The organism is Streptococcaceae bacterium ESL0729 (assembly GCA_029391995.1).
Taxonomy (GTDB): Bacteria; Bacillota; Bacilli; order Lactobacillales; family Streptococcaceae; genus Floricoccus.
The window spans coordinates 818193-840825 of record CP113924.1 but is presented as its reverse complement, the minus strand read 5'-3'; the positions used below and the strand labels follow the sequence as shown (position 1 = coordinate 840825).

Here is a 22633-nt window from a genome sequence, read left to right as displayed (position 1 = left end):
AATTAAGCCATGAGAAAAAAGAAAGATATTGAAATCCAAATAGTTGATATAACTGATGGTGTTGACCTAATTATAGGCAAAAAACTCGTAGCACAAATTATTGAAAATGATGGGAAATTTGTATTGAGGGAAAACGGTAAAGAAGTTGCTCAATATAAAAATTATTCGACAGCCCTTGAAGAGGCTATCAGAAGTTACAATTTAGCCCAGTAAATAAATTGTAAAAATTTTAATTTAAGTATTGAAAAATCAATGAATGTTTGATAGAATTATCTTTGTTGATTTTGATATACTTTTAACATGGAAGGGTAGCGAAGTGGCTAAACGCAGCGGACTGTAAATCCGCTCCTTCGGGTTCGGGGGTTCGAATCCCTCCCCTTCCATTTAGTTTTTAGCTAATACTTTTGGGGTATAGCCAAGCGGTAAGGCAAGGGACTTTGACTCCCTCATGCGTTGGTTCGAATCCAGCTACCCCAGTAATATATTTAAAAAAAGGGTGGGACATAAACCGCCCTTTCTTGTATCTAGGAGTTCTGGGAGTGGGATATGGTAAAGAGAGATTTATATGCTAAACTTATAATCACCGCCTTAATTATTATTTTTTTAGGCTTTCTACGCATCTTCGTTATTGAGCCGATAAGGATTCATAATGACAATATGGCACCAGTTTTGGCCAAGTCAGAGCAGGTGATAGCACTCAAGGAAGCAAAAATTGAAAATCTTGATCTGGTTGCCTACAGGCATGATGGCAAAAAATATATCGGTAGGGTGATAGCCATCCCTGGTCAAGAGGCCGTTATGCTAGATGATATTCTTTATATTGATGGGCGTGTTATCAAGGAGCCTTACATTAAAGATAGGGAAACAGCCTATCTCCTTGAAAATCCAGGGGAAGAATATAATACAGATTTTACTGTAGCAAGTATTTCAGGTGAGGATATCAAGAAACTTCCCAAAGATAGTTACCTGATTTTAAATGATAATCGTAAGGTCGAAGATGACAGCAGGAAGTTTGGTCTGATTGATAAGTCAGATATTTACGGACGAATTAGCTTTAGATACTATCCTTTGAAGGATTTTGGCTTTGTCCAAAATGATGAAGCAAAATTTGAGAATGGCTTTAAGGTCGATACAGGCCTAGATAATTCTTCTTCCAATTAATCTGTAATTAAAGAAAAAGGCAGGATAAGTTTTTATCCGGCCTTTTTTATGTTAGAATATTGTAAAAATATGGAGGATAGATTGATGAAGAAAGCATTTGTGGCTAGTGAAAAATTACAGGAAATTACCGAAAAATATCCAACACCTTTTCATCTTTATGATGAAGCTGGAATTAGAAAGAAGGCACGGGACCTTCAGCAGGCATTTGCATGGAATGCGGGCTTTAAGGAATACTTCGCCGTTAAGGCAACTCCAACGCCAGCTATTTTAAAAATTTTACAGGAGGAAGGATGCGGTGTTGACTGTGCTAGCTATGTTGAGCTTCTTATGAGCCATAAGCTTGGTTTTAAGGGCCATGACATTATGTTTTCATCAAACAATACTCCTGCTAGTGAATTTTCCTATGCTGAAGAGATTGGAGCCATTATTAATCTTGATGCCTACGAGCACATTGCCCTATTAAAGGAAACAATTGCCATTCCAAAGACCATCAGCTGTCGTTATAATCCAGGCGGTGTGTTTGCCCTTGGGACTGATATTATGGATAGTCCGGAGGAGTCGAAATTTGGGATGACCAAGGATCAGCTTGTTCAAGCCTTTAAGGAGCTTCGCGACCTAGGTGTTGAAAAATTTGGAATCCATTCCTTCTTAGCAAGTAATACCGTAACTAATGACTACTATCCAGCCCTTGCTGAGGAATTATTTGAGCTTGCAGTTTTTGTGGTTGAGGAGACTGGTGTCGACCTTGATTTTATTAATCTGTCAGGAGGAATTGGGGTCAACTATCTACCTGAGCAGGAAGAAAATGATATCTTTAAAATTGGTGAAGGGGTGAGAAAAGCCTATGAAAAGGTACTAACACCAGTCGGTCTTTCTACAGTTAAGATTTTTACAGAACTGGGTCGCTTCATGCTAGCTCCTCATGGTCATTTGATAACCAAGGTCCTTCATAAGAAAAAAACATATAGGGACTATGTGGGAGTCGATGCCAGTGCCGTTAACCTCATGCGTCCAGCTTTTTACGGAGCTTACCACCATATAAGTGTCAGTGGTAAGGAAGATGAAGTGGCTTCTGAGAAGGTTGATGTTGTTGGTTCTTTGTGTGAGAATAATGACAAGTTTGCTGTTGAAAGAATGCTTGCTCCAACTGAAGTGGGAGATATTCTAGTCATTCATGATACGGGAGCTCATGGTTTTTCTATGGGTTACCAGTACAATGCCAAACTTAGGAGTGCAGAGATTCTTCTTAAGGAAGATGGGACCAGTCAAATGATAAGAAGGGCAGAGGTGCCTGAGGATTATTTTGCGACTTTATATGGTTTTGATTTCGACCAGGACTAGAATCTTGGGGCGGTAAAAGTGGCTTAGTGATATGTTTATTGAATGTCAGTCTTATTTTTGATATACTTTATAAGTGAATTAGGATAAGGAGATAAAAGAAAATGAATATTGGAATTGCTATTTTGCTAATTCTTATTGCGGCAGTTGCAGGTTTTGCAGGTGGAATTTTCCTAAGTCGTTCTCAAGTTAAGAAAATGATGATGGATAATCCTCCCCTTAATGAAGATGCTGTCCGTATGATGATGAGTTCTATGGGACGTAAACCAAGTGAAACTCAAGTTCAGCAAGTTTTCCGTCAGATTAAAAATTCTGCTAAACAAGAGGCAAATAAAAAGAAATAAGGGCTAGAGCACGATGCTCTACCCCTTTATTTATTTTTTGAGGATTCAGGTGATGTTATGGATAATAGACCAATAGGATTTTTAGATTCAGGGGTTGGTGGCTTGACTGTGGTTAAGGAATTGATGCGTCAACTACCCCAGGAAGAGATTATTTATATAGGTGATTCAAGGCGGGCCCCTTACGGGCCGAGACCAGCTGAGCAAATTATTTCTTACACTTGGCAGCTGGTTGATTTTTTAAGGGCCAAGGATGTTAAGATGATTGTTATTGCCTGTAACACGGCAACAGCCTTAGCTTTAGATGAAATTAGGCAAGAAATTGATATCCCCATTCTTGGAGTCATTCTGCCAGGAAGTAGGGCTGCTATTAAGACCAGTAAGAAGGGTCAGATTGGGATCATTGGAACAGAAATGACCATTAAAAGTGAATCTTATAAAAAAATTATCGAGGGCAAGGCCCCTCAAATAGAGGTCTACAGCTTAGCCTGTCCCAAATTTGTTCCCCTGGTTGAAAGTAACGAGATAAATTCGCCTATAACTAAAAAAGTTGTTTATGATAGCCTACAACCCTTAGTTGGGAAGGTAGATACCCTGGTTCTAGCTTGCACCCACTATCCCCTTTTAAGGCCCATCATTCAAAATGTTATGGGGCCTAAGGTTAAGTTGATTGACAGTGGGGCAGAGACGGTGAGTGATATCTCCATGTTGCTTGATTATTTCTTAATCAACGGGCAAAGTAGACGGCAAATTAATCATAAATTTTACACAACAGCAGGTGTTGAAAGCTTTAAGGATATAGCAGGTACCTGGCTGGACAAAGATATAGAAGTGGAGCATGTAAACCTATGAATAAGGTAGTTAAGGATCTTGAAAATAGCGTTTTTGGAAGGATTACAGATGGAAAATCATTTACTGTTAGAAGTTTTGTTGATGATTTTTCGAAAGAAGTTGCGGGCCTAGAACATTTCTTTGAGCGAGTACTTGAGCTAACAGGCCATGAATTTGGTTTTGAAATCTTTTCAGTTGATGGCAATAAGATGGCAAGCTTTGAAATTTTCTTTGAGATGCTAAGACTTGTAAGTGGTGATAATTATAGTTTTGAGCTTGATAAGGGGCTATTTACTGCCTACCTAGATGATGAATTAATTCATGTGGAAACTATTGGTGACTTTGATCAGGCAGCCTTTGAGCAAGTAATTAAAGCTCGTCCTACAACCATCTCTAGTGATGAAAAAAGATATGAAATCAGTGCTGACCGGGAAATCTTGATTGCAACCCACAATGAGGGTAAGACCAAGGAATTTCGTCAAATGTTTGCAGAGCTTGGTTATACGGTCAAAAATCTAAATGATTTTCCAGATCTGCCAGAGGTTGAAGAGACTGGGTCAAGCTTTGAAGAAAATGCAAGACTTAAGGCTGAAACCATCTCTGATTTGACTGGAAAAATGGTTTTGGCAGATGATTCAGGTCTGATGGTAGATGTTCTTGGAGGTCTTCCAGGAATTTGGAGTGCACGCTTTGCTGGTGAACATGCAACGGACGCTGCAAATAATGCCAAGTTACTCCATGAGTTAGCAAGTACTGCCTTGACACCAGATCGTCGCAAGGCAAACTTCCACACAGCCTTGGTAGTTGCAGCACCAAACAAGGAATCTTTAGTTGTCGAAGCTGACTGGGATGGCTATATTGCAACCATTCCTAAGGGCGATAATGGTTTTGGCTACGATCCCCTCTTTGAGGTTGGTGAAAGTGGTAAGACTGCAGCCCAACTACCGATGGAGGAAAAAAATAAAATTTCTCACAGGGCCCAGGCTCTAGCTAAACTTCTTGATGAATGGGAGGCCTGGTCCAAATGATAATAATTATGAGTGATTCCCACGGTGACCGGGAAATTGTTGAAGACATTAAAAAGAAATACCTCAATGAGGCCTCAGCTATCATCCATTGCGGGGATTCTGAGCTTTCAAGTGGTGACAAGGTTTGGGATGGGATTACGGTTGTTCGAGGTAATTGTGATCTTGACTCAGGCTACAAGGAACTTATTGCCTTGGAGGATGAGGGTAAAAAAATTCTTGTTACCCACGGACATCTTTACGGGGTTAACTTTGGCCTAGAAGGTTTAGAAAATCTGGCTGAAAAAAATCTGGCTGATATGGTCTTTTTTGGCCATATCCACAGGCCTGTAGCCCAAATTGAAGGACAAACCCTCTACCTAAATCCAGGAAGTATTAGTCAACCACGTGGTGAGTATGCTGAAAGAATGTATTGTAAGCTTGAATTAACCAAGGAAGGTTACCACATTCAGTATCTTACCCGCGACCATAAACCTATTAAAGGATTGGAGTTTTACTTGACCTATGATCGATAAGAAAATTGAAAATTTTCTCCTGGCTCAATCAGCAACTTTTTTAAAGCCAGCAGCAGATGTTGCAGTCCTTTTGGACGAGCATCATATAACCCATGCCAAGCTTTTACTAAGCCAGTATAAGTATGCCAATGTTCCCGTCATCAATAAGGATTGGGAATATGTGGGGATTCTTGGTCTGACTGAAATTGTTGACTTTGAAAACCATACAGGTCTTCAAGATCAGGAAAACGAAAGTGATCAAACTCAAATAGGACAAATTGTAAATAAGGACATAGAAACAGTCCAGATCAACTATAGCTTTGAAGATGTATTACGTAAGTTGACCAGGCAATCTTTTTTACCAGTTTTAGACGGAAAGGATTTTATTGGCATAATCCCTAGACAGGAGATTTTAAAGGCCTTTAGTGCCTTTGTCCATGACTTTACCAAGTACTATAAGATTGAAGAAAAATTTGACAAACATGATACTTCTGAAAGTGAGCAGATTAGCTGTCATAAAAAATAAGTTAGAAATGTACTAGTGAAATGAATAATATTAAAATCAAAATTAAGGACTTTGAAGGGCCTCTTGATCTCCTCCTTCATCTGGTAAATCAATATAAAATGGATATCTATGAAGTCCCTTTGGTCTCAGTCATCGAGCAGTACTTAACTTATGTTAATTCCATGAAGATACTGGAGCTTGAGCTTGCAAGTGAGTATTTGGTTATGGCCAGCCAGCTGATTTTAATCAAATCAAGGCGGCTTCTACCAACCATAGCCGATGAAATCGAAGAGGGTGGTCTTGATTTGGAGCAGGAACTTTTAAGCCAGATTGACGAGTACCGCAAGTTTAAGCTTTTATCAGAGGAGCTTCGCGACCTGCATGAGGTGCGGGCTGCCTTTTATTCCAAGGAAAAAATTGAAATTCCAAGCGATGATGGCATTTTGGTCCACGATAAGACAAGCCTTGATATTTTTCTGGCCTTTAGTAAAATTATTGAGCAAAAAAGAGCTGATTTTAAGGATGAAAATAATGTTGTCCTTAAGGAATCTTTCTCCATTGAGGAAAAAATCCAGGAGGTAAGCCGAATTATTAAAAAGCAGGGTAGACTTAACTTTACTGATTTATTTACTCAGTCCACCAGTAAGGATGAGGTGATAACAATCTTCTTGGCTACCCTTGAGCTTATTAAGAATCAACTAATAATTTGTAGCCAGGAAGAAACCTTTGGAGCGATTATTTTAGAGGAAGCGGTGAGATGATATGGAAAATATGAGGAATAAAATAGCAGAACTTGAGGTCTTATTGTTTGTTGCTGGTGAAGAGGGTTTGAGTCTAAGGGACTTGGCTTCTCTTATGGCCGTAGACCACCAGGCTGTCAGCCAGCAGATTGATAAGCTTAGGGAAAATTATGAGCTTAACGACAAAAGTGGCCTTGCAATAATTGAGACAGCAGGCAGATTTCGTCTGACAACAAAGGCTAGTTTTAGAGATTTCCTTAAACAGTATGCTAAAATGCCCATAAATCAGTCCCTTTCAAAGGCTTCAATGGAAGTCTTATCAATCATCGCCTACAAGGGTCCTTTGACTCGGATTGAGGTTGATAATGTCAGGGGAGTTAACTCCCAAGGAGCCATAACAACCCTCTTAAGCTTTGATTTAATTAAGGTTGTAGGAAAGAAGGAAGTCATTGGTAGTCCAAATATTTACGCAACAACTGACTTTTTCCTCGACTTCATAGGCATTAATTCCCTGGAAGATTTACCCCAGGTTGATGAGAGCATGCTAGAGGATGAAAAAATTTCCCTCTTCAAGGAAGAAATTTAAGTTTAATAGATAAAAAATAGAAAATAGGAATCAATAATGAGAATCAATAAATACTTAGCTCACGCAGGAATTGCCAGCCGCCGTAAGGCAGAAGAGCTAATCAAGTCAGGTCTTGTCTCAATCAATGGTAAGATGATGACCGACCTTTCTTATCAGGTTAAATCAGGAGACCGGGTTGAGGTTGAGGGTGTTTCAGTCTACAATGAAGAGCCAGTTTACTTTTTGCTAAACAAACCGCGCGGTGTTATATCAAGCGTTAGTGACGAAAAGGGGAGAAAGACTGTTATGGACTTCTTTGGTGGTGTAAAGGAGCGAATCTATCCAGTTGGCCGTCTTGACTGGGATACAAGTGGTCTAATTCTTATGACCAATGACGGTGAGTTCGCAAATCTTATGACCCACCCCAAGCATGAGGTTGAAAAAATCTATGTGGCAAAAGTTAAGGGGCAAGCCAACAAGGAAAATCTTCGCCCCCTAACTCAAGGGGTTAGAATTGATGGTCGTAAGACCAAACCAGCTAGCTACACCATTCTTAAGACTGATGGTATTAAAAAGACCAGCGTGCTAAGTCTTTCCATCCATGAAGGTCGCAACCACCAGGTTAAAAAAATGCTTGATGCAGTAGGCCTTCCAGTCCAAAAACTTAGTCGGGTTCAATATGGACCCCTTGACCTTTCAGGTGTGGCACCTGGTGAGTACCGTAAGTTAAGTAGAAAAGAAGTTAGTCAACTTGTTAATGCAGCTAAAAAATGATTAAAAACATAGGTATTGATAATATCGAACTTAGCCGTATCAAAAAAGCTCAAGAAAAAAATTCAAATTTTGCAAAGAGGGTACTTACTGAAAGAGAGCTTGTAGTGTATAATGGATATTCTGGCCAAAGGCAAATTGAGTATCTGGCTGGCCGTTGGTCGGCCAAAGAAGCCTTTTCAAAGGCCTGGGGGACTGGGATTGGACAGGTAAGTTTTCAAGATTTAGAAGTCTTAAACAACAATCAGGGAGCTCCTTACTTTAGTAAGTCTCCCTTCAATGATTGTGGAAAAGTCCTTGTAAGTATCAGTCACTCAAATCTTGAAGCTATTGCATTTGTTATTTTAGAAGAGGGTTGAAATGAAAACTAGTGTGCATCGTCCGACAAGGATTATCGTCAATTTAGAAAATATTAGGGAAAACATCCACCAGATAAAAAATCATTTGCCTGATGGAACCATGATTTATGCCGTTGTCAAAGCTAATTCTTATGGCCACGGGGCCGTTCAGGTGGCTCAAGCTGTAGAAAGTTTGGTGGCAGGATTTGCCGTTTCAAACCTTGATGAAGCCCTTGAATTAAGAGAAAGTGGTATTTCAAAAGATATTTTGGTCCTAAGTGGGATAAATCCAGGTGATGTCAACCTGGCCCTGGAACATAATATTTCCCTAACAATACCAAGCCTTGATTGGCTCCACCATCTTATAGATGAGTACAACGGTAGGGGAGATTTATCAGCCCTTAAGGTTCATTTAAAAGTTGATAGTGGCATGGGAAGGATTGGCATTAGAGACCTTGACGAGATCAATGAGGTGATTGACATTATGAATGACCATCAAATTATTTTTGAAGGTATTTTCACCCATTTTGCAACAGCTGATGAGGCATCTCATGAAAAATTTGACCAGCAGGAGGCCAAATTTGATGAAATCCTTGCTGGTCTAAAGGCGAGGCCAAATTTTATTCACTCAAGTAATTCGGCAGCAAGTATCTGGCATGAGGACACAGTTAGGGATATTGTAAGATTTGGTGATGCCATGTACGGCTTAAATCCATCTGGAAGGGCCCTCAATCTGCCCTTTGACCTGAAGCCTGCCCTAAGCCTTGAAAGTGAGCTCACTCACGTTAAACACTTGCCGGCCGGTCAAAGTGTTGGCTACGGGGCAAGCTATATTTCTGATGAGGATATCTTTGTAGGAACCTTACCCATTGGTTACGCAGACGGATGGACGCGTGACATGCAGGGCTTTGATGTTCTCGTTGACGGCAAAAGAATGCCAATTATCGGACGTGTGTCCATGGATCAAACAACCATTAAACTTGATCAAGAATATCCCCTGGGTACTAAGGTTACCCTGATTGGTAAAGATTCTGGCCAAGAAATAACAGTCGATGATATTGCTGACAAAAGAGGAACCATCAACTATGAAGTGGTTTGCCTTCTAAGTGACCGTATCTTTCGGACCTATGATATGTATTAAAAGTTAAGGAATCTAGTTAATAGATTCCTTTTTCTGCTGGTAAAAGCTGATGAAAAGTCGTATGTACTATAGATCCCAGCTAAAGTCCCTTAAATTTAGAAAATTTGCTCCATATACGCAAAGCCCCTTAAATTTTGTTATAATTAACCAAGATTTAAATAAAAGATAGATTACAAAGGAGTGGGTATGAAAATTATTGATGGTAAGGCATTAGCTGCTAAGCTACAGGCTGATTTGAAGACTAAGACTGATCGACTGATTGAAGTAGGTATTAGGCCTGGACTTGTTGTAATTTTAGTGGGTGAAAATCCAGCCAGCCAGGTCTACGTGCGTAATAAGGAGAGGCAGGCGACAAATTTAGGCTTTAACTCTGTGGTTAGACGCCTAGATGAAGGGATTAGCCAAGATGAGCTCCTTAAGATAATAGACGAGTACAACCAAGATTCAAGTATCCACGGAATTTTAGTTCAACTGCCCCTACCTAAGCATATTAGCGATGAAGAAATCCTGATGGCCATTGATCCAAGTAAGGATGTTGATGGCTTCCACCCGCTAAATATGGGTAAACTATGGGAGGGAAATCCCCTCATGATTCCTAGTACTCCTGCTGGAATCATGGAGATGTTTAAGGATTACGGGGTTTGCCTTGAAGGTAAAAATGCCGTAATTGTCGGCCGCTCAAATATTGTAGGTAAGCCCATGGCAGCCCTTCTTCTTGCTGAAAATGCTACAGTTACCATTACCCACTCAAGGACTAAAAACCTACAGGATATAACCCGTCAGGCTGACATTTTAGTCGTAGCAATTGGGGTGGGACACTTTATTACCAAGGAATTTGTCAAGGAAGGGGCGGTTGTCATCGATGTCGGTATGAACCGCAATGACCAGGGTAAATTAATTGGTGACGTTAAATTTGATGAGGTAGCACCACGAGCTTCACTTATTACACCAGTTCCAGGAGGAGTTGGTCCCATGACCATTACCATGCTTATGGAGCAGACCTATGAGGCTGCAAGGAGGAGGCTTGATGACTGAATATTTGACAGTCTCAACCCTTACTAAATACCTCAAGGCTAAGTTTGACAAAGACCCTTACCTGGAGCGTGTTTATTTGACGGGTGAGATCTCGAATTTTAGAAAAAGGCCAACCCACCAGTACTTTTCCCTTAAGGATGAGCAGGCAGTTATTAATGTGACCATGTTTGCTGGTGCCTTCAACAAGCTTGACTTTCTTCCTGAAAACGGCATGAAGGTAATGCTCGTTGGTCGGATTAGCCTTTATGAGAAAAGCGGACAATATCAAATAAATGTCAGCCAGATGATTCCAGATGGGATTGGAGCCCTTGCGGTAAAATTTGAACAGCTGAAAAAATCCTTAACCCAGGAGGGAATCTTTAATCCTGAATGGAAACAGGCCATTCCCCAATTTTCGCGTAAGATTGGAGTGGTTACAAGCCCTTCAGGAGCCGTAATTAGAGATATTATAACCACCGTCCAAAGAAGATTTCCCATGAGTGAGATTATCCTCTTGCCAACCAAGGTTCAAGGGGAGGGAGCAGCTTCTGAAATTGCTCACAATATCAGAAGGGCCCAGGATATAGCTGACATTGATGTTTTAATTGTTGGTCGTGGGGGAGGCTCGATTGAAGACCTTTGGCCCTTCAATGAAGAAGAGGTGGTTCGGGCAATTTTTGAGTCAAGAATCCCCATAATTTCAAGTGTGGGACATGAGACTGATACGACCCTTGCAGATTATGTGGCCGATAAAAGGGCTGCAACCCCCACAGCAGCAGCAGAATTTGCAACTCCAGTTAGTCAAATGGATTTAATGGCCACTTTTTCTGACTGGGAAAAACGAATGGCTGGAATTTTAGCTAAAAACATTAAGTATGCTGAGGAGAGAATCAATCACTTGACTAATTCGGTTGTTTTTCGCCAACCTGAAAGACTATATGATGCCTACCTGCAAAAACTTGACCATTTAACGGTTAAGCTTGAAGAGACTTTGACCAAAAAGCTTAAAGAAGAGGAACATTCCTATAGGCTTTTAGACCAAAGGCTTAAATCAATTAAACTTGAAGGTCAAATTCAAGCTTATGTAGAGGGGCTAGAGCGAAATTGCGAGCGTCTACAAGGAGCCACTCAAAAAATTGTCACTAGTAAAAAGAATCAGGCCGAAAAATTGTGGGAGGCTCTGACCTTAATCAGTCCTGAAAGGATTTTATCGAGGGGTTATGCCTTGGTTAAGGATAAAAATGGAAAATTAGTAAAGTCAGTAGCTGGTACGGCAGATGGAGACAAATTAGAGCTCCAACTGTCTGATGGGAAAATAGATGTTGAGGTAAAAAATAATGGTAGATAAAGAAAAAAAATTTGAAGAAAATTTACTGGAACTTGAAGCTATTGTCAGGAGGCTTGAAGGCGGGGATGTAGCCCTAGAAGATGCCATATCTGAATTTCAAAGGGGAATGATTTTAAGCGAAAAATTAAAGAAAACCCTAGCTGATGCTGAAAATACCTTGGTCAAGATTGTCCAAAAGGATGGTTCCCTGGGAGAATTTGATGGACAATAAGGAGTTACTAGCTGGAATTGACCAGGCCATTAAGGATTTTTATGCTAGCACCAATCCAGTTAATCATCTGAGGGAGTCCATCCTCTACTCTGTTGATGCTGGTGGCAAAAGAATCAGGCCCCTTTTCTTTTTAAGAACCGTACAAGCCTTTGGCTTAACCTTGACGGAAGAACACTATAAGGTGGCTTCAACCGTTGAGCTCATTCATACCTCAAGCCTTATCCACGATGACCTTCCGGCCATGGACGATGATGATTACAGGCGAGGGAGACTGACCAATCATAAGGTTTACGGGGAGGCCCAGGCCATTTTGGCAGGAGATGTCCTCCTACTTGACCCCTATAATATTTTAGCCAGAACCAAGATTCCCAGCCAGCAGATTGTAAGCCTGGTGCTTGAGCTTTCCTTAGCTAGTGGTTCATTTGGCATGGTTGCAGGTCAGGTGCTTGATATGGACGGGGAGAAAAGAGAATTAAATCTTGCGGATTTAAAGGCCATTCATGCCCTTAAGACTGGCAAAATGCTGACATTTCCCTTTGTGGCAGGAGGCATTGTAGCGGGCGTTTCAAAGGAAGTTTTAGAGCAGCTAAGAAGTCTTGGTGAACATGTTGGCCTAGCCTTTCAAATTCGAGATGACATCAAGGACGTTACGGCCGATTTTTCAGAGATTGGTAAGACCCCAGGGAAGGATATGGTCCACGACAAGGCTACTTACATAAAATTTTATGGCCTTGATGGTGCCAAAAAGGCTTTGAGTGAGGAACTTAATCAGGCAAGACTTATTGTGGCTAATTTGACTGAAAGTGTTGATTTAGACCCAGTAAACTTATTAGAATTAATAGACCAACTAGAGGTTTAAAAGGAGATTTAATTGGAGGTAAAATGGTAAAGGAACGTGTTGATGTTCTAGCCTATGAACAGGGGCTTTTTGATACAAGGGAGAAGGCCAAAAGAGGAATTATGGCAGGTCTTGTCTACAACGCAGATAACCTGCGTTTTGATAAGCCAGGTGAGAAGATAGACGCTTCAAGTGAGCTTCATATTAAGGGTGAAAAACTAAAGTATGTGTCACGAGGAGGCCTTAAGCTTGAGCGAGCCCTAGCTTATTTTGATATATCTGTTGAGGGACGGCGGGTGCTTGATATTGGGGCTTCAACCGGAGGATTTACAGACGTTATGCTCCAATCAGGAGCTGCCCTAAGCTATGCCCTAGACGTTGGAACCAACCAGCTGGCTTGGAAGATAAGAAGTGACGAGCGGGTGGTGGTCATGGAGCAATTTAACTTCCGTTATGCTAAAGCTAGTGACTTTACAAGTGGCCTGCCAAGTTTTTCAAGTATTGATGTAAGCTTCATCTCCCTTGATCTAATCCTTCCCCCTCTTTTTGAGATTTTAGAAGATGAGGGTCAAGTTGTGGCCCTGATTAAGCCACAGTTTGAAGCGGGCCGGGAGCAGGTCGGAAAAAATGGAATCATAAAAGATGCCAAGGTTCATAAGGAAACCATTAACAGGGTTATAAATACAGCCCAAAAGGTTGGCTTTTCAAGCTTAAATCTGACCTACTCGCCCATTAAGGGAGGTCACGGAAATGTCGAATTTTTGGTGCACCTTAAAAAAGACGGTGGGAATAAGGCCGTTAGCCAAGAGGAGATAAGTAGGGTTGTAGCCTTAGCACATGAGGACTTAAAGGGATAGGTAATAGTAGGGATGAAAAAATTAGACCGAATTAAAATGATTGAAGAACTCCTTTCTGATCAGGATATTAAAACCCAGGAGGAGTTGGTTCAAGCCCTTGAAGACAAAAAGATTGATGTAACCCAGGCCACGGTTTCGAGAGACATTAAGGAGATGGGGCTTGTAAAGGTACCAGCTAAGTCAGGTGGTTACCGCTATAATCTTCCCAATCTCAGTGGCAATCAAACCCTTACTGCCTTAGTCAGGGACATTAAATTGATGGATAAGATGGTGGCTATAAAAACAAGCCCAGGGCACGCCATGCTACTAAAGAGGAAAATTAACTCCCTCTGTGAAGAGCGAATTTTTTCTTTGATATCAGATGATGACAGCATCTTATTGGTAGCAAATTCAGACGAGGATGCAAGGATTACCTATCGCTTTCTAGGAGGTGAGTAAAATTTTACAAGATATTTCCATTAAAAATTTTGCCATTATTGAAGATATTCACCTGCAATTTGATAATGGAATGACAATACTAACAGGTGAGACGGGTGCTGGTAAGTCAATAATCATTGATGCTATGAATCTTTTACTGGGAAGTCGTGCCAGCTCAGCCTTTGTACGCAAGGGTGCTGATAAGTCGCAGATTGAGGGCCTTTTTTTCTATGAATCAAGTGCTTTTTTAAAGGATAAGCTTAATTCTCTTGGAATTGAAGACCAGGGAGAGCTGATTTTAAGGCGGGAAATTTTTTCAAGCGGACGCAGTGTTTGCCGGATAAATGGCCACATGGTCAACCTAAGTACCCTCAAGGAAATTGGTGAACAGCTGGTAGATATCCATGGCCAACATGATCACCAGGAGCTGATGGATGTTAAGATGCATCAGCTTATGCTTGATGAATTTGGTGACCAGGATTTCTTAGAGCTCAAGGAAGTCTACCAGGAAAATTTTGAAAGGTATAAAAAACTTAGAAAAAAGCTCATTGACCGTAAAAGAAATGAGCAGGAATTCGCCCAAAGAATTGATATTCTCCTCTTTCAGGTGGATGAAATCGAAGGGGCTCAGATTGACCTTGAAGCAGATAGCCTTCTTGAAGGCCAAAGGGCCCTTCTAGCAAACAGTAAAAATATTATTGATTCCCTAAGTTCAGCCTATACCTCTCTTGATGACGAAGATTATTCGAGCCTTTCAAACATTAGGCAGGCCATGAATGAGATGGAAGCCATTGAGGATTTTTCTCCCACCTACAAGGAGATAGCGGGCAAATTGACTGAAAGCTATTATGTCTTAGAAGACCTAACAGCAAGTATCTCAAAGGCCTTGAATGACCTTGACTTTAATCCCCATGAATTAATTTTTCTTGAGGACAGGATTTCTCATCTGGCCACCCTTAAGAAAAAATATGGGCCTGAGCTGCATGATGTTTTGACCTATCTTGAAAATATCAAGCAGGAGTTAACAGGTCTTACAGGAGATGACAGTGCTGATGAGAGTTTGGAATCCCTTGTTAAGGAGGCTGAACGCAAGCTTGTTCTTACCAGTGACAAGTTAAATCAGGCTAGAAGAAAGTTAGCAGCAAGTCTTGAAGCTGATATCAAGCGGGAACTTCAAGACCTCTACATGGAGAAGGCCGACTTTAAGGTTGACTTCAAGAAGTCAAAATTTAGCAGGCAGGGTAATGAACATGTTGAATTTTTCATTCAGACCAATCCAGGAGAAGGTTTTAAACCCCTTGCTAAAACAGCCTCAGGTGGTGAATTAAGCAGGCTCATGCTTGCCATAAAATCATCATTTTCAAGGAAGGAAAATAAGACAAGTATTGTTTTTGATGAGGTTGATACGGGAGTTTCTGGTCGGGTGGCTCAGGCCATAGCCAATAAAATCTACAAGATTTCGACCGCTGGCCAGGTTCTTTGCATCTCCCATCTGCCCCAGGTTGTCGCCATTGCTGATACGCAGTTTTACATTGAAAAGGAAAGCAGTGACAATGTAACAAAATCAACTGTTAGAAGACTTTCTAAGGCTGAGCGGATTGAAGAAGTGGCTAAGATGCTTGCTGGTGATGACATTACCAAGGAGGCCCTCGCTCAGGCTGAGCGGCTTCTAAATATTAACTAAAAAAAATACTGAAAATATGGTATAATATTAAAGGCTTTTTAAGCCTTTTTTAGATAGATATAGATTGTAAATGAAAGAATTATGAAAGAATTTGGAGATTTATTTTGAAAAATTATTACTTTAAGGAAATATCTGTAAATGAATTTGACAAATATTCAAAAGAAAAATTAGAATCTTCAAGTTTTCAGCAGACTGAAGGTATGGCAAAAACCTTGACTGATCAAGGCTGGACCTGTGAATTTTTAGCGGTCTTTGCTAGCCAGGACACCCTACCCCTTCTAACAGCCCTTGTTATCAGTAAAAAAATGATGGGTGGCTTTCATATGGAACTTAACTACGGGCCCATCTACAAGGAATATAATGAGGACGCCTACCTGTTCTTCCTAGAAGAGTTAAAGAATTATGCCAAGAAGAAAAATGTCTTGGAGCTTGTTGTTAGGCCAAATATTGATGCTGCAACATATGCCAGCGATGGTAGTGACAAGCAGGACGTTCACTCTAATCTTAGGGCTAAGATGGAAGCTTTGTCCTTTGAAAGAAGTAAGACAGGTGAGATTTTAGGCTGGCAGTATGCCAAGGATTTACAGCCCTATGTGGATTACAAGGCCCTTTTCAAGTCCTTTACCAAGGACGGCCAGTACAGCATTAAAAAAACCAGGCAGTTTGGCATTAAGGTCAGAAAGATGTCCTATGATGAGCTAGCAAAATTTAAGGAGGTTACCCTTCATACGGCCAAGAGACGGGGCTATGAGGATAAGAGCCTGACTTATTACCAAGATGTTTACAAAAATTTTGAAGATTTGGCTGACTTTTTAGTGGCCCAAATAAATTTTAAGGAATATAAGGCAAGTCTTTTAGAACGCAAGGAAGAGCTTGAAAAAAATCTTCTAGCCATTGAGGAATTTTTAGCCTTAAATCCAAATTCACGGAAGAAGAACAACCAAAAAAGAGAACAAGTGGCAGAGATTTCAACCTATACCAAGAGGATTGAAGAAGCAGATGACTTAATTCGTGAATTTGGTCAAGAGGACATTATCGCTTCAGTTGGACTTTTTATCTACTCAAAATCAGAGCTTGTCTACCTCTTTAGTGGAAGTTATGATAAATATAAGAAGTTCTATGCACCTTTTGCCATCCAGGAATTTGTAATGAAAAAGGCCATGGATCAAAAAATTTCTCGCTATAATTTTTATGGAATTTCAGGAATATTTGATGGTAGTGACGGAGTCCTTGGCTTTAAGCAGAATTTTAAAGGCTACATCGAAGAGAAGATAGGAGATTTCACCTACTATCCTAATAAATTAAAATATAAAGTAATAACTACCTTAAAATCCCTTCTAGGTAGGGGCTAGGTTAATGCTTAGCGGTAGTTGAAAGAGAGTAAGTATGGATTTTAAACACGAGACAGTTTTACTACATGAAACTGTGGATATGCTTGACGTAAAGGCTGATGGAATTTACGTTGATGCAACCATGGGTGGGGCCGGTCACACAAGCTACCTTTTAAGTAAGCTTACAAGTGGTCGCCTCTATGCCTTTGACCAAGATCAGGTGGCCCATGATAATGCCCAAAAAAAATTAGCTGAACACATTGAGGCAGGCCGTGTGGTCCTTGTAAAAGATAACTTTAGAAATCTAAAGGTAGCCCTGGCTGAGCTTGGGGTTGATAAAATTGATGGAATTATCTATGACTTGGGCGTTTCAAGTCCCCAATTTGATGACGCTGAGCGTGGCTTTTCCTACCGTAATGAGGCAAGGCTTGATATGAGAATGGATCAAAGCTCGAAGCTTTCGGCCTATGAAGTGGTGAACGACTACAGCTACAATGACTTAGTCCGCATCTTTTTCCGCTACGGGGAAGAAAAGTACTCAAAGCAGATTGCTAGAAAAATTGAAGCCCAAAGAAAGATTGCTCCAATTGAGACCACAACTGAGCTGGCTGACTTAATCAAGTCGGCTCTTCCTCAAAAGGAGCTTAAGAAAAAGGGCCATCCTGCTAAGAGGGTCTTTCAGGCCATTCGGATTGAAGTAAACGATGAGCTGGGTGCTGCAGAAGATTCAATTGAGCAGGCCATCGATATTTTAGACATTGATGGTAGGATTTCAGTCATCACCTTCCATTCTTTGGAAGACCGTTTGACCAAGACCATCTTTAAGGAATACAGCACGGTTGACGTGCCTCGTGGCCTTCCCATGATTCCTGATGATATGCTTCCGACACTTAAGCTGGTTAATAGAAAGCCTATTCTTGCAAGTCCTGAAGAACTTGAGCATAATAACCGAGCCCACAGTGCTAAGCTAAGAGTGGCCCTTAAGTTACGAGAAGGGGAAGTGAAGAGGTAAGTCATGGCCAGATCAAAAAAACCAGTTAATATAAGTGACGCAGCCCACAAGGATAGCTATAATATCCGGGCTGAGTCCCTTTCTTCAAGCCTTCTTGCGAAAAAATTTAGGAAGTACTCGACCATCGAAAAAATATTCTATTTTTCATTGGTTGCAACCATCATAATAATGGCAGTCGCAATCATCTTTGTAAAGACTAGAATCTTTCAAACAGAGGAAAAACTTGGTGGTATCCAGTATAACATTTCCCAACAAAAGACCAGACAAGAGGAGCTTAATCAGCAGATTCAAGAGTTATCAAGGTCTGATAGGGTCTTGAAAATCGCTGAGAAGGAAAATTTAAAGCTAAATGATAAAAATATTAGGAAAGCAAGCAAATGAAAGAAAAATTACTAGCTCCTTTTAAGAAAATGATGGACTACATCATGCGAGTTAGGAGAACGCCAGGTAAAAATAGAAAGGCCATGGGTCAAAATTTCTTCATTGTTACCTTTTTAATCTTTGTCGTCTTCTCTGGAAGATTGATTTGGATTGTAGCAACAGACAAGGTGGCAGGAGAAGAGCTTAGCTCAAAGGCCAAAAAGAACTTTCAGGAAACCCAAGTTATTCAGGCCAAGAGGGGAACTATTTTTGACCGACACGGAGTTCCCATAGCTATTGATTCAAGCTCTTATACAGTGTCTGTTATTAAGGATGAGCGTTATGTCGGTGTCGGCAATGCACGCCTTTATGCAGATAGCGATGATTTTAGTAAAATTGAAAGTCTATTTAAGGATGTTTTAGGGATGGATTCTGACTATGTTAAAAAACAGTTGAATAATAAAAACATCAATTATGTCTACTTTGGAAATAAGGGTTCAAATATTGACTACAATACCCGTAGTACCATTGAAGCCCGGGCCAAGGAAGAGGGCATTAAGGGGATAAGTTTTGAGCCCCACCTATCAAGAAGTTATCCTAATGGAAAATTTGCCTCACACTTTATTGGAGTAGCAGGCCTTCGGGATGCTGATGATGAAACTCAGGGTCTGGCTGGACAAAATGGTCTTGAAGCAAGTCTTAATTCAATTTTAAGCGGGACTAATGGTCTTCAAACCTTCCAAAAAAATACTATGGGCGTGCCCCTTCCAGGAACAACCGAGTCAACCAAGGAGGCTGTTAATGGTAGTGATGTCTATACAACTCTTGATGTGTCCCTTCAAACTTATCTTGAAACTTTACTTGATAAATCCTATGCTGACTCAGGGGCTCAAGAAGTGGTAGCTACCCTAGTTAAGGCGGATACTGGTGAGATTCTTGCAACCAGTCAAAGGCCGACCTTCAACCCTGATACAAAGACGGGCTATGATTCAGAAAACTTTACCTGGAACAACCTTCTTTACCAGGCCAACTATGAGCCTGGATCAACCATGAAGGTCTTTACCCTAGCTTCTGCCATCAATCAGGGTATCTTTAACCCTGATGATACTTACACAAGTGGTACCCTTAAAATTGCTGATACATCAATTCATGACTGGGATTTCGCAAATAATCCTAAGGGTAAGACCATGACCTTTGCTCAAGGTTTCTCATATTCAAGTAATATTGGGATGACCCTTTTGGAGCAAAAATTAGGTGAAAGTGCTTGGCGGGATTACCTCAAACGCTTTAAGTTTGGTACCTCAACCTATATGGGTGTGGGCCATGAAAGTTCTGGACAATTCCCAGACGCCAATGTGGTAACAACAGCCATGAGTGCCTTTGGTCAAGGGATTGACGTAACAGAAGTTCAGATGTTGCGAGGCTTTTTATCCATTACTAATGGTGGAGTCATGCTAGAACCTCACTATATTAGTAAGATTGTTACAGATAACAAGGTCAAGCAGGTACTGCCAGAGATTATTGGAAAGCCAGTTGATGCTTCTTCAGCCAACCAAACCCTCCAGTACATGGTAAATGTTGGGACTGACCCTCACTTTGGTACAGCCTATAATGGGCTAACCAAGGAGCCTTACTTCCAAGTTGAAGGACAGAAGGTATCAGTCAAAACAGGTACCGCACAGATTGCCCAAAATGGTAGCTATATGACTGGAGATAACAACTATATCTTCTCTGCTGTAGCCATAACACCGACTGATAATCCAGAATTTATCATGTATATGACTGTAAAAATTCCTAAGACTTGGAGTTTGTCTTACATTTCAGATGTAGCCAATCCAATTTTAACAAGGGCCATGGAAATGAAGGATACCCTATCAACAAATAGCATGGGTCTTCCTAATGAAAAGATTAAGATTGAAAACTATCTTGATAAAAATCCTGGAACTGTGGCAGAAGGCCTCAGAAGGCAAATTCTTGCCCCAGTGGTAATTGGTACAGGCGATAAGGTCGTTAAACAGTCCCTAAGTGAGGGAACAAGTGTTGATCCAAACCGTAGGGTTCTTCTCTTAACGGATGGGGAGATTGAAATGCCTGATGTCTTTGCTTGGACCAAGTATGACATTGAAAAATTTGCTGAGTGGATGGATCTTGATCTGGAATTCTCAGGGACTGGTAACAAGGTTATCGGGCAAAGTATTGCCATGAACACCCAGTTATCGAAAAATCAAAAATTAACTGTAGATTTAGGAGCTTAAAATGACTTTACAAATAATAATTGCAGGGCTTGTAAGCTTTATTGCTTGCTTCTTTGGTATCCCGCAATTTATCAAATTCTTCCACAAGAAGAAGATTGGTGGCCAGCAGATGCATGAGGATGTCCACCAGCATGCAAAAAAAGCTGGGACTCCAACCATGGGAGGGATAGTCTTCATCATCAGCTCACTTGTGACCTCCCTAATCTTTGCTGTAGTTTTTAATCTTTTGAGCCCAGCCTTCTGGATTGCCTGGCTGGTCTTTGCAGCCTATGCAGGAGTTGGCTTTGCTGATGATTTTCTCAAGGTTTTCAAGCAGATAAATCAAGGACTGACCAGCATTCAAAAACTTCTTGCCCAAATATTAACAGGAATCTTTGCCTACCTCCTTTACATGCACGAGGAGGGAGCAAACTTCATTAATATCTTTGGCTTCAAGTGGAATGTTGGAATCTTCTTTGCCTTTTTCCTAATCTTCTGGCTGGTCGGCTTTTCAAATGCTGTTAACCTGACTGATGGAATTGATGGTCTGGCAAGTATTTCAGTTGTCATTTCTCTGATCGCTTATGCAGTTATCGCAATTCATCAAGGACAGTATGATATTCTTTTGATTATCATGACGACAATTGGTGGACTTTTAGCCTTCTTTAGCTACAATCATAAGCCTGCAAAAATTTTCATGGGAGATGTGGGAAGCCTTGCCTTAGGCGGTTTTCTAGCTGTGATTTCAATTCTTTTGCATGTGGAGTGGACCCTACTTTTGATTGGGATTGTCTATGTCTTTGAGACCTTGTCTGTTATGATGCAGGTTAGCTATTTTAAGGCTACAGGCGGTAAAAGAATCTTCCGGATGACTCCCGTCCATCATCATTTTGAACTTGGTGGACTTAGTGGTCACGGAAAAGCTTGGAGTGAATGGAAGGTTGACTTCTTCTTCTGGGGCATTGGCCTTCTTGGAAGCATTCTAGCCCTTCTCATCTACTTTCATATTAATTAAAGTAAATCTCGGATAAATTCCGAGATTTTTTTAATCCATATAAAATGAGTAAAAAAGATAAGAAAAAAAGCAGACCCAGTCTGCTTTTTTTATATGTAATAATTAATAGTCATAATCTGAGTCAAGCATGCTTTCGACCTGACCAAGGAGGTAGCCATTACCAACTTGAGAGAAGAAGTCGTGGTTACTTGTTCCTGTTGAAAGACCATTCATAACGATTGGATTAACATCACTGGCATTATCAGGGAAAAGAGGTTCAAATCCAAGGTTCATCAAAGCCTTATTGGCATTATAACGGAGGAAGGTCTTAACCTCTTCATTCCAGCCAAGATCCTTGTAAAGCTCATCAGTATAGCGTTCTTCATTTTCGTAAAGCTCATAAAGAAGGTCATAGGCCCACATCTTGATTGACTCTTGCTCCTCAGGACTTAGTTCATTATAGCCCAGTTGGAACTTGTAGCCGATGTAGGTCCCGTGGACAGATTCATCACGAATAATAAGTTTGATGATTTCAGCTACATTTGATAATTTGTTGTTTCCAAGATAGTAAAGGGGGGTAAAGAATCCTGAGTAGAAGAGGAAGGTTTCTAAAAAGACACTTGCTACTTTTTTCTCCAAAGGAGTCCCGTCCTTATAAATTCCATTAACCCTTTGAGCCTTATATTGAAGGGCCTCATTCTCAGCCACCCAGTTGAAGATGTCGTCAATTTCACTTTTGGTATTAAGGGTTGAAAAGATACTTGAATAGCTTTTGGCGTGGACACTTTCCATGAACTGGATGTTATTTAGGACTGCTTCCTCATGTTGAGTTCGTGCGTCAGCACGAAGGCTATCCATACCAGTTTCTGATTGAACGGTATCAAGTAGGGTAAGTCCCCCAAAAACCTTACCAACTAGGTCTTTTTCAGCTTCTGACAAATGACGCCAGTCATCTAGGTCATTTGAAAGGGGAATACGGGTATCCAGCCAGAATTGCTCAGTCAGCTTTTCCCAGGTTGATTTATCAATCATATCCTCGATTGCGTTCCAGTTAATGGCCTTGTAGTAGTTGTTCATTTGATT

The 22633-nt window shown here is 40.7% G+C and carries 25 protein-coding genes, 2 tRNA genes and 1 pseudogene; 27 read left to right on the top strand and 1 reads right to left on the bottom strand.

What is annotated here, in order from left to right; genetic code table 11:
* The first annotated feature begins 9 nt into the window (after window positions 1–9).
* The 27 genes and pseudogenes from OZX68_04225 to mraY all read left to right on the top strand — a co-directional run bounded on the left by OZX68_04225 (window position 10) and on the right by mraY (window position 21571).
* Window positions 10–213, top strand: coding sequence for a DUF2969 family protein (locus OZX68_04225; protein WEV60137.1), 204 nt, complete (start codon window positions 10–12; stop codon window positions 211–213).
* A gap of 89 nt (window positions 214–302) precedes the next feature.
* Window positions 303–383, top strand: a tRNA-Tyr gene (locus OZX68_04220).
* A 22-nt stretch (window positions 384–405) separates the two neighbouring features.
* Window positions 406–477 (top strand) — tRNA-Gln (locus tag OZX68_04215).
* 69 nt (window positions 478–546) lie between these two features.
* The gene (gene lepB / locus OZX68_04210) at window positions 547–1161 is read left to right on the top strand and encodes a signal peptidase I (protein WEV60136.1); all 615 of its coding nucleotides are present in this window, start codon (window positions 547–549) and stop codon (window positions 1159–1161) included.
* 84 nt (window positions 1162–1245) lie between these two features.
* The gene (locus tag OZX68_04205; GenBank protein WEV60135.1) at window positions 1246–2502 is read left to right on the top strand and encodes a diaminopimelate decarboxylase; all 1257 of its coding nucleotides are present in this window, start codon (window positions 1246–1248) and stop codon (window positions 2500–2502) included.
* 101 nt (window positions 2503–2603) lie between these two features.
* Window positions 2604–2843 (top strand): YneF family protein, encoded by a 240-nt coding sequence (locus OZX68_04200; GenBank protein WEV60134.1) that lies wholly within the window; start codon window positions 2604–2606, stop codon window positions 2841–2843.
* 57 nt (window positions 2844–2900) lie between these two features.
* Window positions 2901–3692: a glutamate racemase gene (racE, locus tag OZX68_04195; protein WEV60133.1), complete on the top strand. Its 792-nt coding sequence runs from the start codon at window positions 2901–2903 to the stop codon at window positions 3690–3692.
* Between the two features lie 413 nt (window positions 3693–4105).
* Window positions 4106–4699 (top strand): annotated as a pseudogene (locus tag OZX68_04190) (nucleoside-triphosphate diphosphatase).
* Entirely contained in the window at window positions 4696–5211 is a 516-nt protein-coding gene (locus tag OZX68_04185; GenBank protein WEV60132.1) for a metallophosphoesterase, read from the top strand. The pseudogene OZX68_04190 and the gene OZX68_04185 overlap by 4 nt, the downstream one beginning before the upstream one ends.
* Window positions 5201–5716, top strand: coding sequence for a CBS domain-containing protein (locus OZX68_04180; GenBank protein ID WEV60131.1), 516 nt, complete (start codon window positions 5201–5203; stop codon window positions 5714–5716). Before OZX68_04185 ends, OZX68_04180 begins: the two co-directional genes overlap by 11 nt.
* A gap of 20 nt (window positions 5717–5736) precedes the next feature.
* A complete protein-coding gene (locus OZX68_04175; GenBank protein ID WEV60130.1) occupies window positions 5737–6456 on the top strand; it encodes a segregation/condensation protein A in 720 nt (239 codons plus the stop codon).
* A gap of 10 nt (window positions 6457–6466) precedes the next feature.
* Window positions 6467–7021, top strand: a complete 555-nt coding sequence (gene scpB, locus OZX68_04170; protein WEV60129.1) for an SMC-Scp complex subunit ScpB — start codon at window positions 6467–6469, stop codon at window positions 7019–7021.
* A 33-nt stretch (window positions 7022–7054) separates the two neighbouring features.
* Entirely contained in the window at window positions 7055–7774 is a 720-nt protein-coding gene (locus OZX68_04165) for a pseudouridine synthase (GenBank protein WEV61373.1), read from the top strand.
* Window positions 7771–8130 carry a holo-ACP synthase gene (gene acpS / locus OZX68_04160; protein WEV60128.1) on the top strand — a complete coding sequence of 120 codons (360 nt, stop codon included), beginning with the start codon at window positions 7771–7773 and terminating at the stop codon, window positions 8128–8130. Before OZX68_04165 ends, acpS begins: the two co-directional genes overlap by 4 nt.
* A gap of 1 nt (window position 8131) precedes the next feature.
* On the top strand, window positions 8132–9250 hold the full coding sequence (gene alr, locus OZX68_04155; protein ID WEV60127.1) for an alanine racemase: 1119 nt from the start codon (window positions 8132–8134) through the stop codon (window positions 9248–9250).
* Window positions 9251–9436: 186 nt separating this feature from the next.
* Window positions 9437–10285 (top strand): bifunctional methylenetetrahydrofolate dehydrogenase/methenyltetrahydrofolate cyclohydrolase, encoded by an 849-nt coding sequence (locus OZX68_04150; GenBank protein ID WEV60126.1) that lies wholly within the window; start codon window positions 9437–9439, stop codon window positions 10283–10285.
* Window positions 10278–11612, top strand: a complete 1335-nt coding sequence (gene xseA / locus OZX68_04145) for an exodeoxyribonuclease VII large subunit (GenBank protein WEV60125.1) — start codon at window positions 10278–10280, stop codon at window positions 11610–11612. Before OZX68_04150 ends, xseA begins: the two co-directional genes overlap by 8 nt.
* Window positions 11602–11823 carry an exodeoxyribonuclease VII small subunit gene (locus tag OZX68_04140; GenBank protein WEV60124.1) on the top strand — a complete coding sequence of 74 codons (222 nt, stop codon included), beginning with the start codon at window positions 11602–11604 and terminating at the stop codon, window positions 11821–11823. Before xseA ends, OZX68_04140 begins: the two co-directional genes overlap by 11 nt.
* A complete protein-coding gene (locus OZX68_04135) occupies window positions 11813–12682 on the top strand; it encodes a polyprenyl synthetase family protein (protein WEV60123.1) in 870 nt (289 codons plus the stop codon). The genes OZX68_04140 and OZX68_04135 overlap by 11 nt, the downstream gene beginning before the upstream one ends.
* A gap of 23 nt (window positions 12683–12705) precedes the next feature.
* Window positions 12706–13518: a TlyA family RNA methyltransferase gene (locus tag OZX68_04130; protein ID WEV60122.1), complete on the top strand. Its 813-nt coding sequence runs from the start codon at window positions 12706–12708 to the stop codon at window positions 13516–13518.
* A gap of 12 nt (window positions 13519–13530) precedes the next feature.
* Window positions 13531–13956 carry an ArgR family transcriptional regulator gene (locus OZX68_04125; protein ID WEV60121.1) on the top strand — a complete coding sequence of 142 codons (426 nt, stop codon included), beginning with the start codon at window positions 13531–13533 and terminating at the stop codon, window positions 13954–13956.
* Between the two features lies 1 nt (window position 13957).
* On the top strand, window positions 13958–15619 hold the full coding sequence (gene recN, locus OZX68_04120; protein WEV61372.1) for a DNA repair protein RecN: 1662 nt from the start codon (window positions 13958–13960) through the stop codon (window positions 15617–15619).
* Between the two features lie 104 nt (window positions 15620–15723).
* Window positions 15724–16971 (top strand): peptidoglycan bridge formation glycyltransferase FemA/FemB family protein, encoded by a 1248-nt coding sequence (locus tag OZX68_04115; GenBank protein WEV60120.1) that lies wholly within the window; start codon window positions 15724–15726, stop codon window positions 16969–16971.
* Between the two features lie 34 nt (window positions 16972–17005).
* Window positions 17006–17962: a 16S rRNA (cytosine(1402)-N(4))-methyltransferase RsmH gene (rsmH, locus tag OZX68_04110; GenBank protein ID WEV60119.1), complete on the top strand. Its 957-nt coding sequence runs from the start codon at window positions 17006–17008 to the stop codon at window positions 17960–17962.
* A 3-nt stretch (window positions 17963–17965) separates the two neighbouring features.
* Window positions 17966–18343 carry a cell division protein FtsL gene (ftsL, locus tag OZX68_04105; protein ID WEV60118.1) on the top strand — a complete coding sequence of 126 codons (378 nt, stop codon included), beginning with the start codon at window positions 17966–17968 and terminating at the stop codon, window positions 18341–18343.
* Complete coding sequence (locus OZX68_04100; protein ID WEV60117.1) at window positions 18340–20577, top strand: penicillin-binding transpeptidase domain-containing protein; 2238 nt, start codon at window positions 18340–18342, stop codon at window positions 20575–20577. The genes ftsL and OZX68_04100 overlap by 4 nt, the downstream gene beginning before the upstream one ends.
* Before the next feature lies 1 nt (window position 20578).
* A complete protein-coding gene (mraY, locus tag OZX68_04095) occupies window positions 20579–21571 on the top strand; it encodes a phospho-N-acetylmuramoyl-pentapeptide-transferase (protein WEV60116.1) in 993 nt (330 codons plus the stop codon).
* Between the two features lie 102 nt (window positions 21572–21673).
* On the opposite strand, the gene nrdF is transcribed toward mraY, so the two are convergent.
* On the bottom strand, window positions 21674–22627 hold the full coding sequence (gene nrdF, locus OZX68_04090; protein ID WEV60115.1) for a class 1b ribonucleoside-diphosphate reductase subunit beta: 954 nt from the start codon (window positions 22625–22627) through the stop codon (window positions 21674–21676).
* Between the last annotated feature and the right edge of the window lie 6 nt (window positions 22628–22633).